General features: G+C 37.8%; 10 protein-coding genes. 3 read left to right on the plus strand and 7 right to left on the minus strand.

All coding sequences use genetic code 11. The features are described 5' to 3' along the window. Window positions 1–22: 22 nt before the first annotated feature. From recG to gmk, 4 genes are all read right to left on the minus strand, one after another. On the minus strand, window positions 23–2,104 hold the full coding sequence (gene recG, locus DV428_RS07435) for an ATP-dependent DNA helicase RecG (RefSeq protein WP_114909253.1): 2,082 nt from the start codon (window positions 2,102–2,104) through the stop codon (window positions 23–25). Then, window positions 2,101–4,215, minus strand: coding sequence for a bifunctional GTP diphosphokinase/guanosine-3',5'-bis pyrophosphate 3'-pyrophosphohydrolase (gene spoT, locus DV428_RS07440; RefSeq protein WP_114909254.1), 2,115 nt, complete (start codon window positions 4,213–4,215; stop codon window positions 2,101–2,103). Before spoT ends, recG begins: the two co-directional genes overlap by 4 nt. Before the next feature lie 72 nt (window positions 4,216–4,287). Further along, the gene (gene rpoZ / locus DV428_RS07445) at window positions 4,288–4,554 is read right to left on the minus strand and encodes a DNA-directed RNA polymerase subunit omega (protein ID WP_114909255.1); all 267 of its coding nucleotides are present in this window, start codon (window positions 4,552–4,554) and stop codon (window positions 4,288–4,290) included. Between the two features lie 62 nt (window positions 4,555–4,616). Next, window positions 4,617–5,243, minus strand: a complete 627-nt coding sequence (gene gmk / locus DV428_RS07450; RefSeq protein WP_114909256.1) for a guanylate kinase — start codon at window positions 5,241–5,243, stop codon at window positions 4,617–4,619. 250 nt (window positions 5,244–5,493) lie between these two features. On the opposite strand from gmk, the gene gap reads away from it, so the two are divergent. Then, window positions 5,494–6,513: a type I glyceraldehyde-3-phosphate dehydrogenase gene (gene gap / locus DV428_RS07455; protein WP_005646416.1), complete on the plus strand. Its 1,020-nt coding sequence runs from the start codon at window positions 5,494–5,496 to the stop codon at window positions 6,511–6,513. 193 nt (window positions 6,514–6,706) lie between these two features. Next, entirely contained in the window at window positions 6,707–8,515 is a 1,809-nt protein-coding gene (locus tag DV428_RS07460; protein ID WP_162790798.1) for an AMP-dependent synthetase/ligase, read from the plus strand. Between the two features lie 37 nt (window positions 8,516–8,552). On the opposite strand, the gene DV428_RS07465 is transcribed toward DV428_RS07460, so the two are convergent. Genes DV428_RS07465 through DV428_RS07475 form a run of 3 tightly spaced genes read right to left on the minus strand, consistent with a single transcriptional unit; the run spans window position 8,553 to window position 10,905 of the window. Next, complete coding sequence (locus DV428_RS07465; protein WP_162790816.1) at window positions 8,553–9,338, minus strand: Cof-type HAD-IIB family hydrolase; 786 nt, start codon at window positions 9,336–9,338, stop codon at window positions 8,553–8,555. 18 nt (window positions 9,339–9,356) lie between these two features. Next, window positions 9,357–9,821 carry an rRNA maturation RNase YbeY gene (ybeY, locus tag DV428_RS07470; protein ID WP_114909259.1) on the minus strand — a complete coding sequence of 155 codons (465 nt, stop codon included), beginning with the start codon at window positions 9,819–9,821 and terminating at the stop codon, window positions 9,357–9,359. Window position 9,822: 1 nt separating this feature from the next. Continuing rightward, window positions 9,823–10,905 carry a PhoH family protein gene (locus DV428_RS07475; RefSeq protein WP_114909260.1) on the minus strand — a complete coding sequence of 361 codons (1,083 nt, stop codon included), beginning with the start codon at window positions 10,903–10,905 and terminating at the stop codon, window positions 9,823–9,825. A 134-nt stretch (window positions 10,906–11,039) separates the two neighbouring features. Here DV428_RS07475 and DV428_RS07480 point away from each other — a divergent pair, with 134 nt between their 5' ends. Beyond that, window positions 11,040–12,584: a class I SAM-dependent methyltransferase gene (locus DV428_RS07480; protein WP_114909261.1), complete on the plus strand. Its 1,545-nt coding sequence runs from the start codon at window positions 11,040–11,042 to the stop codon at window positions 12,582–12,584. Window positions 12,585–12,699: the final 115 nt, after the last annotated feature.

A 12,699-nucleotide genomic window follows, 5' to 3' on the forward strand; every position in this document is an offset into this window, starting at 1 on the left:
TCTTTGAAAATTGACCGCACTTTTAAGCGTTCGAGTAAATCTCTTTATTATTTAACCAACGACGAATCAGACTTTCTGCTAAATCTGGGTATTTTTGGATAAGTGATTTCGCATAAAATTGCACCGTTGGTATCATTTTTCTATCTCGCATTAAATTTGCTACTCGCAATTCAGCGATGCCCGTTTGTTTTGTTCCAAGCACTTCACCTGGTCCACGAATTTCTAAGTCTTTTTCCGAAATAACAAACCCATCTTGGCTATCTCGTAGCACTTGCAAACGTTTTTGCGAAACTTTACCGAGCGGAGGTTTATACATTAGTACACAAAAAGAAGCCGTGCTGCCTCGACCGACACGCCCTCGTAACTGATGAAGTTGCGATAAACCTAAACGCTCTGCATTTTCGATAATCATCAAGCTAGCATTCGGAACATCAACACCTACTTCGATCACTGTCGTTGCCACCAATAAATCCAATTCTGCATTTTTAAAACACATCATGACATCTTGTTTTTCTTGTGGTTTCATCCGCCCGTGCACTAACCCAATATTTAACATAGGTAATGCTTTCGTTAAATCTTCCCAAATCGCTTCAGCAGCTTGAGCTTCTAAAACCTCTGATTCATCAATTAACGTACACACCCAATAGGCTTGGCGTTTTTCATTAACACAAGCGTTTTTTACACGCATCACAATTTCAGCGCGACGTTCTTCAGAAACCACTACGGTTGTTATCGGCGTACGACCTGGAGGCAATTCATCAATAATTGATGTATCCAAATCTGCATAGACGGTCATTGCCAACGTTCTTGGAATCGGCGTTGCCGTCATAATTAACTGATGAGGATAAAATCCTGCTTTTTCTCCTTTCTCACGCAACATTAATCGTTGATGCACCCCAAAACGGTGTTGTTCATCAATAATCACCAATGCTAAATCGGAAAACTCAACTTCTTCTTGAAATAAAGCATGCGTCCCCACCACCATTTGCACGGCACCAGTTTTGATTTTTTCAAGCTCTGCTTGTCTTGATTTTCCTTTTACTTTACCGGCTAACCAACCAACTTCAATACCGAAAGGCTCAAACCACCGTCGAAAATTATTCGCATGCTGTTCTGCTAGTATTTCTGTTGGCGCCATTAAGGCGACTTGTTTGCCATTATCAATTGCCGTTAAAGCAGCCAATGCGGCAACCAATGTTTTTCCCGAACCAACATCCCCTTGCACTAAGCGCATCATCGGATAATCCTTGATAAGATCTTGTTCAATATCTGACACTACTCGCTTTTGCGCATTAGTTGGTTGAAATGGCAAGGTGGCTAAAAATCGCTGTTTCAAATCTGTTTGATAATGTAGCGGTAAGGCAGAAAATTGCTGCGTTCCTAACCGCACTTTTTGCAGTGCAAGATTATGCGCCAATAATTCTTCAAAAATTAATCGTTGTTGCGCAGGATGCTTACCTTGCTCTAACATTTCTAATGAAATATCTGGCGGCGGACGATGCAATAATCGCAATGCCTCTTTTAAGCTATATTGATGTGGATTAAATTCATTAGGCAAAATTTCTGCAATCTGAACTTTGTCGAGCAATGCCAAAGCCTGATCCGTTAATTTTCGTAATGAATTTTGTTTTAGCCCTTCCGTCGTAGAATAAATCGGCGTTAGGGTTTCTTCCAATACGATGGGCGCATTATCTCGCACAATTTGATATTCCGGATGATGAATTTCTGGCATGTGACGCCCACGTTTTACCTCTCCAAAGGCCTTTACTCGCACACCTGATTGAAAACTATTACGCATTCCCGCATTAAAATTGAAAAAACGCAACATAATTTTCGATGTGCCGTCTGACAAACTAACCGATAAAATCGGGCGACGGCCAAAAGTGACTTCACTGGTTTGTACAATTCCTTCAATAGTAAAATATTGTTCGGGGCGAAGATTAGCGATTGGCGTAATTCGAGTACGATCTTCATAGCGAATAGGTAAATGAAAGAGTAAATCTTGCAGGTTATGAATGCCGATTTTAGCCAGTTTATTAGAAATGGCCGCACCCACACCAGAGAGGCTGGTCAAAGGTACGGCATCAAGAAGTTCAAGGCTCATAGCTCATTAATATTGCGTTTGACATTAACGACGCCAGTGATGCCTTTAATGCGATGAACGATATTGGCTAGGTGTTTGATATCTTTTACACAAACCTGCAAAATCACAAGCAATAAATTGTTCTCTAATTCTTCCGTCCAAATATTTTGGAGACTGCTTTCGCTCGCAGAAATTGCGGTCATTAAACTAAGCAAGGCATTCTGCTCATTCAATATTTCTATTTGTAATTCAGCCTCAAAATTCACCGCACTTTGAACATTATCCCATTTAGCCAACGATTGGCGACAAGCATTCTTCAAACTTGCACAATGTTGATGATGCACCACAACGGTGTTTTCTTCGGTACGACATCCCACAATAGGATCTCCTGGGATTGGATGGCAACATTGAGCAAATTGTGTTTTACCCACTTGCATTGGTGCAATAGTGAGTATTTTTGATTCAAATTCGAGATTCTTAGTATTAGCAGATTCTAACGGCACGCCCACAAATTGATGTGCAATGATGGAGGCAGACTGATTGCCTAAACCAATTTCTCGTAATAATTCATCTAAAGAAGAAAGCGCTAAAGCATCTAATACAGTTCTAATTTGTTGAATAGAAAAATCACCTAAATTATGAGGCTGTAATGCTGCATTAAGCTCAACTTCACCTAATTTCACCGCATCCTCTTCACAACGCTGTTTGAGATAATGGCGAATCCTTGTTTTCGCACGAGCCGTTACGACAAAATTTAACCATGCAGCTTCAGGATGGGCATTTGGATCGGTGATGATATTGACCGTTTGACCAGATTCAAGGGCTTGTGAAAGCGGATAAGGTTTATGCTCAACGGTTACGCCAACACAAGTATTCCCCACATCTGAATGCACAGCATAAGCGAAATCTACTGCCGTTGCGCCCATTGGCAATTCAATAATTCGACCTTTTGGGGTAAAAACATAAATTTCTTTCGGAAAAAACTCTGATTTTACATTCTCAATAAACTCAAAAGAATTACCTACACTTTGTTGAATTTCGACCAAACTTTGCAGCCAGCGTTGTGCGCGAATTTGTGCGGTTGTACTGTCGTTTTTACCATTTTCTTTATAAACCCAATGCGCAGTAATGCCCATTTCGGCGACTTGTTCCATATCCTCTGTATGGATATGAACTTCTACGGGAACTCCTTTCGGCCCAATCATTGAAGTTTGCAAAGATTGATAGCCATTTGCTTTAGGTACGGCGATATAATCCTTTACTCTGCCAGGGCGTGGCTTATAAAGATTATGCATTTGCCCCAAAACGCGATAACAATCATCAACATTTTTTACAATCACACGGAACGCATAAATATCCATAATAGAATGAAATTCTTGATCCTTTATGCGCATTTTTTGATAGATTTTGTAAAGGTGCTTTTCACGTCCCCAGACACGGGCAAAAATCCCCGTATTTTCTAACCGCACTTTAATCTCTTGTGAAATTCGTTCGATTAAATCTTGTCGATTACTCCGCGCCACATCAATGAGTTTTTTTAACACCTCATAACGGTGTGGATGCATTGCTTGAAAAGATAAGTCTTCTAATTCATTTTTGATATGCTCAATACCTAAACGATGAGCAAGCGGACAATAGATTTCAAGGGTTTCTTTCGCAATACGACGGCGTTTATCTGGTCGTAACGAACCAAGCGTGCGCATATTATGCGTGCGGTCAGCAAGCTTGATTAACACAACGCGAATATCACGCGTCATCGCCAAAATCATTTTGCGAAAATTCTCGACTTGTGCTTCTTGGCGAGTACGAAATTTCAACTTATCGAGTTTTGATACACCGTCCACAATTTCAGCTACACTGGCACCGAACTCTTCTTTCAGTTGTTCTTCCGTATAAGGTGTATCTTCAATAACATCGTGCAAAAGCGCAGCCATTACCGCTTCGTGATCTAAGTGGAGTTGAGCAATAATGGAAGCTACCGCCACAGGATGGGTAATGTAAGGTTCGCCACTGGAGCGAAATTGTCCTTCGTGCGCATCTCTTGCAATCACAAACGCACGCTTGATGAGTTCAATTTTATCTGCGGGCAAATACCCTTGAATAATTCGATCTAAATCCGCAAACAGTTCCAAAGGAGACCTACTTATCGTTGAAAGAGAAAGTGCGGTTAAAATATCGTGATTTTTTACCGCACTTTTAAAAGATTATTCTGTAATTAATGCAACAGCTGCTTCTTCCGTTTCTTGCACTTTAGCTATTTCTTGGAATTCTTGTGCATCCATAATATCTTGATTAATCAAACCTTTTTCGATTTCACGCAATGCGATTACTGTTGGTTTGTCATTATCTTCTGGCACTAACGGCGCACTTTGATTAAGTTGTAATTGTCTTGCACGACGCGCAGCCGTTAAAATTAAATCAAAACGGTTACCAATTTTTTCTACTGCATCTTGCACAGTAACACGAGCCATAATTTACTCCGATTTGTCAAAAATTACTCTATTGAAAGGGCGTTATAATACTCAATTTCGCCCTATTTTGCTAGTAGCTGTTGAATTAACATTGCATTTTGTTTTTGTTGATAATCTTTAGTTAAGCGTTCCGATTGCAAAATACTTTGCAAATCTTTTAATGCTTTCTCAAAATCATCATTCACAATGACATAATCATATTCGTCATAATGCGAAATTTCACTTATCGCTTTTGACATTCGTTCAGCGATAACCTCTTCACTATCTTGCCCACGACCAATTAAACGACGCTCTAGTTCAGGCAATGAAGGCGGTAAAATAAAAATACTTTTTACCGAAGGCACTTTTTTACGGATTTGTTGAGCACCCTGCCAATCAATATCTAAAAATACATCAATGCCTTTTGCTAAATTTTCTTCAATCGCAGGTAAAGAGGTTCCATAATAATTTCCACCAAAAACTTTGGCATATTCTAGAAATAAATCTTGCTCAATGAGTGATTCAAACTCTTCTTTTGATACAAAATAATAGTGTACGCCTTCAACTTCCCCCGGGCGTGGGGCACGGGTCGTATGTGACACAGACACCATTTTTTGAGTTGAACTACCTGATGCCAATAACGCTGAAATTAATGAAGATTTTCCTGCACCACTTGGTGCAGATAAAATATAAAGATTACCTTGAGACATAGAACATTTAACCTTCTCTAACAATTTCAGTCTATTATGCAGATTTCTCTATAAAAAATCATCAAAAGAGCGGTGATTTTTTACGGTACTTTTTGATTCTTATGATGATTTGATATAGATCACAAAAAAGTAGTAGGGTTTATAGTTTTATAAAAATGCTCGTGCTATACTCTGTGCGCTGTCTTACTGAGTGAGCAGTATTACTCAAAGCAAACAGATTTGTTTAACTTAAATAAAAGGTGAAAATCTTATGGCAATTAAAATTGGTATCAATGGTTTTGGTCGTATCGGCCGTATCGTATTCCGTGCAGCACAACACCGTGATGACATCGAAGTTGTAGGTATTAACGACTTAATCGACGTTGAATACATGGCTTATATGTTGAAATATGATTCAACTCACGGTCGTTTCGACGGCACTGTTGAAGTGAAAGATGGTAACTTAGTGGTTAATGGTAAAACTATCCGTGTAACTGCAGAACGTGATCCAGCAAACTTAAACTGGGGTGCAATCGGTGTTGATATCGCTGTTGAAGCGACGGGTTTATTCTTAACTGATGAAACTGCTCGTAAACACATCACTGCAGGCGCAAAAAAAGTTGTATTAACTGGCCCATCTAAAGATGCAACCCCTATGTTCGTTCGTGGTGTAAACTTCAACGCATACGCAGGTCAAGATATCGTTTCTAACGCATCTTGTACAACAAACTGTTTAGCTCCTTTAGCACGTGTTGTTCATGAAACTTTCGGTATCAAAGATGGTTTAATGACCACTGTTCACGCAACGACTGCAACTCAAAAAACTGTGGATGGTCCATCAGCTAAAGACTGGCGCGGCGGCCGCGGTGCATCACAAAACATCATTCCATCTTCAACAGGTGCAGCGAAAGCAGTAGGTAAAGTATTACCTGCATTAAACGGTAAATTAACTGGTATGGCTTTCCGTGTTCCAACTCCAAACGTATCTGTTGTTGACTTAACTGTTAACCTTGAAAAACCAGCTTCTTACGATGCAATCAAACAAGCAATCAAAGATGCAGCTGAAGGTAAAACTTTCAATGGCGAATTAAAAGGTGTATTAGGTTACACTGAAGATGCTGTTGTTTCTACTGACTTCAACGGTTGTGCTTTAACTTCTGTATTTGATGCAGATGCTGGTATCGCATTAACTGATTCTTTCGTTAAATTAGTATCTTGGTACGATAACGAAACTGGTTACTCAAACAAAGTATTAGACTTAGTAGCTCATATCTACAACTACAAAGGCTAATTAAAACTTTGAAAAAATTAACCGCTCTTCGGAGCGGTTTTTTATTACCTAAAATTTAGTTTACGATCTAAAAATGAACAATGGATCACTAAAAATAATTTAAAATGATCAATATTCTTCTAGCTTTTATTCCTATTTAAGATTATATTAGCGCACAACTGTTCGCTCAATGAATTCAAAAAATAGGGTTAATATGAATCTCGATCTCCATTTTGTTCATCGTATTCAACAACAAGCCAAAACTCGTGCAAATATGACCGCACTTCGCTATAAAGAACACGGCTTGTGGCGAGACATCTCTTGGAAAAATTTTCAAGATCAACTCAATCAACTTTCTCGAGCATTACTTGCTCACAATATTGGTGTTCAAGATAAAATCGCCATTTTTGCCCATAATATGGAACGTTGGACAATCGCTGACATTGCGACCTTACAAATTCGAGCAATCACAGTACCTATTTACGCAACCAATACAGCCCAGCAAGCAGAATTTATCCTAAATCACGCCGATGTAAAAATTCTATTCGTCGGCGATCAAGAGCAATACGATCAAGCATTCGAAATCGCTCATCATTGTCCACAATTACAAAAAATCGTGGCAATGAAATCTACAATTCAATTACAACAAGATCCTCTTTCTTGCACTTGGGAAAGTTTTATTGAAACAGGCTCAAACGCACAACAAGATAAACTAACCCAACGATTAAACCAAAAACAATTATCGGATTTATTTACGATTATTTATACCTCTGGCACAACGGGAGAACCTAAGGGTGTCATGTTAGATTACGCTAATCTCGCTCACCAGTTAGAAACACATGATCTTTCACTTAATGTGACAGATCGGGACGTTTCACTTTCTTTCTTACCGTTCTCTCATATTTTTGAACGAGCTTGGGCGTCTTATATTCTTCATAGAGGTGCAATACTTTGCTATTTAGAAGATACCAATCAAGTGCGGTCAGCTTTAACGGAAATTTGCCCAACCTTAATGTGTGCCGTGCCACGTTTTTACGAAAAAATTTATGCCGCCGTCTTGGATAAAGTTCAAAAAGCACCAAAACTTCGCCAAATTATGTTTCATTGGGCAATTTCCGTGGGACAAAAACATTTTGATTTACGTGCGAATAACAAAGCTATTCCATTCTTATTGAAGAAACAATTTGCTTTAGCGGATAAATTAGTGCTCTCAAAACTTCGCCAATTATTGGGTGGGCGTATAAAAATGATGCCTTGCGGAGGAGCTAAATTAGAACCGGCTATTGGGCTATTTTTCCATGCTATTGGCATCAATATCAAATTAGGCTATGGCATGACAGAAACAACTGCAACCGTTTCTTGCTGGCATGATTTCCAATTTAACCCAAATTCAATCGGCACACTCATGCCAAAAGCGGAAGTTAAAATTGGGGAAAATAATGAAATCCTCGTGCGTGGCGGAATGGTGATGAAAGGCTATTACAAGAAGCCAGAAGAAACAGCTAAAGCCTTCACAGAAGATGGTTTCCTAAAAACTGGCGATGCGGGAGAATTTGACGAACAAGGCAATTTATTTATTACCGATCGTATTAAAGAATTAATGAAAACCTCAAACGGCAAATATATTGCACCACAATATATCGAAAGCAAAATCGGTAAAGATAAATTTATCGAACAAATTGCAATCATCGCCGATGCGAAAAAATATGTATCCGCGCTTATTGTGCCTTGCTTTGATAGTTTGGAAGAGTACGCTAAACAGCTCAATATTAAATATCATGACCGTTTAGAATTACTAAAAAATTCTGACATTCTGAAAATGTTTGAGCAGCGTATTAATGCGCTGCAAAAAGAATTGGCTCATTTCGAGCAAGTAAAAAAATTCACGTTACTTTCTCAAGCATTTAGCATTAAATTGGGTGAAATTACACCAACATTAAAATTACGTAGAAAAGTGATTTTAGAACGTTATCGTAAGCAAATTGAAGAAATGTATAATTCAAAAGAATCAAAAAGTTCATAACTAAAAGGCTCTCGTTTGAGAGCCTTTTTCTTGCCGATTATTCAGGAAATTTTTCTTCCAAAATTAATGCTAACCCATCTTCATTATTGGTCGTGGTAACTACATTTGCAGCTTGTTTAATTTCATCAGGTGCATTTCCCATTGCCACCCCAAGTCCCGCATGTTCTAGCATATCCAGATCATTAAAGTTATCACCAAACGCAATCACTTCATCGGTTTTTACGCCAAAATAATCTTCCAAAAAACGCACCGCACTTCCTTTGGTTGCACTCTTGTGCATCACCTCTAAAAAGTTAGCATGGGAACGACAAATACTCAGATGTGGAAATTTTTCCTTTAAAATAATTTCAATCTCAATGATTTCTTGTGCTTCCCCAATAATTTGAATTTTATGTGGCGAACGAGCCGCTACTTCATCAAAAGGGTGAATTTCAATTTTGGTGACACTGCGTTCATAAATCACCCATTTATTTTCTACATCGCGAGCATGGCAGACATTATTTGTATAATAATTCACACCAAGCAAAGGGTGATCCGCCAAAACGGTATTAATGTCTAAAATATCCTTTGGATCAATTTGTACGCTATAAATTAGTTCAAGATGTTGATTCAAAATAAGCGCGCCACTAAATGCAACAAGCACATTATTCGTTTCAAGCTGTTTCCAATAAGGCAAAATACCCAAAGGAGAACGCGCCGAAATTGGCACAAAAGGAATGCCATTCGCCGTTAAACGCTTAATTGCCGCAACAGTTCGAGGGGAAATAGTATGTTGAGAAGTTAATAAGGTGCCATCAAAATCACTAAATACCGCTTTATACATCATTACTCCGAATAAAGATTATTTCTCTGCTAGATAAGGATCATCAAAGCCCAATCCTTGCATAATTTGGGTTTCTAAACTTTCCATTTCTTCAGCTTCATCATCTTCAATATGATCATAACCAAGTAAATGTAAGCTACCATGCACGACCATATGCGCCCAATGTGCCATTAATGGTTTCTCTTGTTCTGCGGCTTCTCTCTCCACGACTTGACGACAAATAACGAGATCCCCTAACAATGGCAACGCCACCTCATCGGGACATTCAAATGGAAATGAAAGCACGTTAGTCGAGCGATCCTTACCACGATAAGTTAAATTTAATTCATGGCTTTCGGCTTCATCCACAATACGAACCGTCATTTCAACTTCATCCCCTTCCGGTTGAACAGCAGCTGTTGCCCACTGCACAATTTGCTCTTCTGTTGGTAGCCCCTCTATATTTTCTGTGGCAATTTGCAGATCAACGAATATACTTCCCATTTCACTCTCCTAAATTCTTTTCAATTTCTGACCGCTCTTTTTCACGTTCGACTTTACGAAGTTCCGCTAATTCTTTTCGACGAATTTCATCTTGCACTTCCCATTCTTCGTATGCTTGCACGACTTTAGCCACCACTGGATGACGCACAATATCTTTGCTATCAAAATAGTTAAAACTTAGTTCTGGTACTTTTTCCAACACTTCAATCGCATGGCGTAAACCAGATTTTGTGCTACGAGGTAAATCAATTTGCGTAATATCGCCCGTAATCACGGCTTTAGAATTAAAACCAATACGGGTTAAAAACATTTTCATTTGCTCAACTGTCGTATTTTGGCTTTCATCTAAAATAATAAAGCTATCATTGAGTGTACGCCCACGCATATAAGCCAAAGGAGCAATTTCAATAACATTACGTTCCATTAATTTTTGCACACGCTCAAAACCTAGCATTTCAAACAACGCATCATAAAGCGGACGTAAATAAGGTTCAATTTTCTGACCTAAATCCCCAGGTAAAAAACCTAGCTTTTCTCCTGCTTCCACCGCAGGACGAGTAAGTAAAACGCGACGAATTTCTTGACGCTCTAAGGCTTCAACAGCTGCAGCAACGGCTAAGAATGTTTTCCCCGTTCCTGCTGGGCCAATACCAAAACTAATATCGTGAGTTAAAATATTATGCAAATATTGAACTTGATTTTCACCGCGAGGTTTAATCACACCTCGTTTAGTTTTAATCGTTGTACTGAAAACATTATTTTCAGCACGATTCGGTTCAACTTGAGATAGCATACGGCTTTCTTGCAAAGCCATATGCACATCTTCCAAATCTAACTCTTTCACTTTACCTTTTACGGGCGCAGTTTCAACATATAAATCTTGGATTAATTTCACCGCACTTTTTATCAATTTTGCATGATGAGGTTTTGGATCCTCTTCCGTAGTATCAATATTGAAAGTGAAATTATGACGAGCAATGACAAGATTAAATTCTTTTTCGATAAGTTTTAGATGCTCATCAAATGCACCGCATAAAGATTGCAAACGTGCGTTATCTTGAGGTTCGAGAGTAAATGAAAGCATGAGGATACTAAGCTGGTGAAAATTGCTGTTATTCTAGCGTAATTACCAGTTCATGGGAAATAATCATCGCTTTGTTTTTATCCCTATTCCCTCTATAATATGCGACTTTAATTATGTGATAAACTGGATATATTATGACCGAGCAAAATAACCCTTACGACGAACTTAGATACTACTCAAAACCCTTTTCTTATACGAGCATTGCGCTTTTGGAAGGAAATGCAACATTATGGGGATTAACTCCTCCAGCACTCAAAGGTGCTAAAGTATTAGAATTAGGTTCTTCTTTTGGCGGAAACTTAATTTCTCAAGCGGTTTATTATCCAGATACAAAATTTGTAGGTATTGATTTATCAGCAATCCAAATTACCCAAGGCAATGAAATTATTAAATCAATGGGATTAACAAATGTTCGTTTAGAAGCAAAAAATATTCTCGATATTACGCCTGAATTTGGCCTGTTTGACTACATTATTGTACATGGTATTTATTCTTGGGTACCAAATAATGTTAAAGATAAAATTCTTGAAGTTTGCCGAGAAAATTTAACGCCAAACGGTATTGCTTATATTTCTTACAATACCTATCCGGGTTGGAAAAACCGAGAAGTTGCACGAGATATTATGCTCTATGCTAATAAATACACACAAAATTTACCGCTTTCTGAGCAAACTCGTCGTGGTAAAGCCGTTGTTCAGTTATTCTCCGATGCAATTAAATCTATTGAATCAGAAAAAGAACGAAATAAATTTAGAATTTCAAATTTTGATACTATTCAAAATCAAGATGACCATTATATTGCACATGAATATCTTGAATATCACAATGACCCTCTCTATTTAAATCAATTTGTGGATAGCGTCAATCAACATCAATTAGCTTATATTGGTGATACAAGTTTCCAACTTTCATATATTTCTTGGATGCCACAACATTTACGTGACATGATCAATCAATTATCCGAGACAGATTATGTCGCCCGTGAGCAATGCCTCGATTATCTTTACGATGTAGCATTTAGAAGAAGTTTACTATGCCATGCTCATTTACAAGATAAAATTAACCGTACTGAGAATATAAATATAAGTTTATTAGATAAATTAACCTTTATTAATCAAAGTAAAGAAAATAATCTGAGCAATATATTCAATAATCAAGACATTATAAGATTACTTGAACACTTTATTTATCAAGTAGGTAGTTTTACTATTAAATCATTAACTGATTATGTATCGAATAATAAAGAGTTTAAAAATATCACTAAAAATGAAATTTACTCTTCTGTATTACTATCTATAGTTCTAGGCTATATCAATGTTTTCCGCACACCATATCAAATATATGCATTTGAAGATAACAAAACTTATATACCAAAACGGTTTACTCAATATATACAGGCTTTGTTAGAGGGGGCAAATGAATATATTGGTGCGGGCAATATGTATAATGGAAGTATTGAAGATTTGAATAAACTTCATCTTCATATAATGTCCCAAATGGAAAAACCAACAACCCAAAAAGCACTTAACGCTTCACTCAAGGAATATTTAATTCAGAATGAATACAGAGATATGAACAATAATAAACTTATTGATGAAGAATATGATTGTTCAGGATTGTGTAATTCTCTTTGTGAAACTTTAGCTAACTTAGGTTATATTCAACCTGCTACGCTATAAGAAAAATTCAAAGCAATCAATCTATTGAAGGAGAGCTAACCGCTCTCCTTTTGTTTTGCCATAAATAAAAATTGAGAATTATTTGCATTTGAATGGATTTGGAAATAAAATAAGG

This window comes from Haemophilus haemolyticus (genome assembly GCF_003352385.1).
Classification (GTDB): Bacteria; Pseudomonadota; Gammaproteobacteria; order Enterobacterales; family Pasteurellaceae; genus Haemophilus; species Haemophilus haemolyticus_I.

Bases quoted from the DNA above. Each gene is read 5' to 3' on its own strand.
- DV428_RS07465 (WP_162790816.1), bottom strand. From the start codon at position 9,338: ATGTATAAAGCGGTATTTAGTGATTTTGATGGCACCTTATTAACTTCT.
- rpoZ (WP_114909255.1), bottom strand. From the start codon at position 4,554: ATGGCTCGTGTTACTGTGCAAGATGCAGTAGAAAAAATTGGTAACCGT.
- DV428_RS07475 (WP_114909260.1), bottom strand. From the start codon at position 10,905: ATGCTTTCATTTACTCTCGAACCTCAAGATAACGCACGTTTGCAATCT.
- DV428_RS07460 (WP_162790798.1), top strand. From the start codon at position 6,707: ATGAATCTCGATCTCCATTTTGTTCATCGTATTCAACAACAAGCCAAA.
- ybeY (WP_114909259.1), bottom strand. From the start codon at position 9,821: ATGGGAAGTATATTCGTTGATCTGCAAATTGCCACAGAAAATATAGAG.
- recG (WP_114909253.1), bottom strand. From the start codon at position 2,104: ATGAGCCTTGAACTTCTTGATGCCGTACCTTTGACCAGCCTCTCTGGT.
- gmk (WP_114909256.1), bottom strand. From the start codon at position 5,243: ATGTCTCAAGGTAATCTTTATATTTTATCTGCACCAAGTGGTGCAGGA.
- DV428_RS07480 (WP_114909261.1), top strand. From the start codon at position 11,040: ATGACCGAGCAAAATAACCCTTACGACGAACTTAGATACTACTCAAAA.
- gap (WP_005646416.1), top strand. From the start codon at position 5,494: ATGGCAATTAAAATTGGTATCAATGGTTTTGGTCGTATCGGCCGTATC.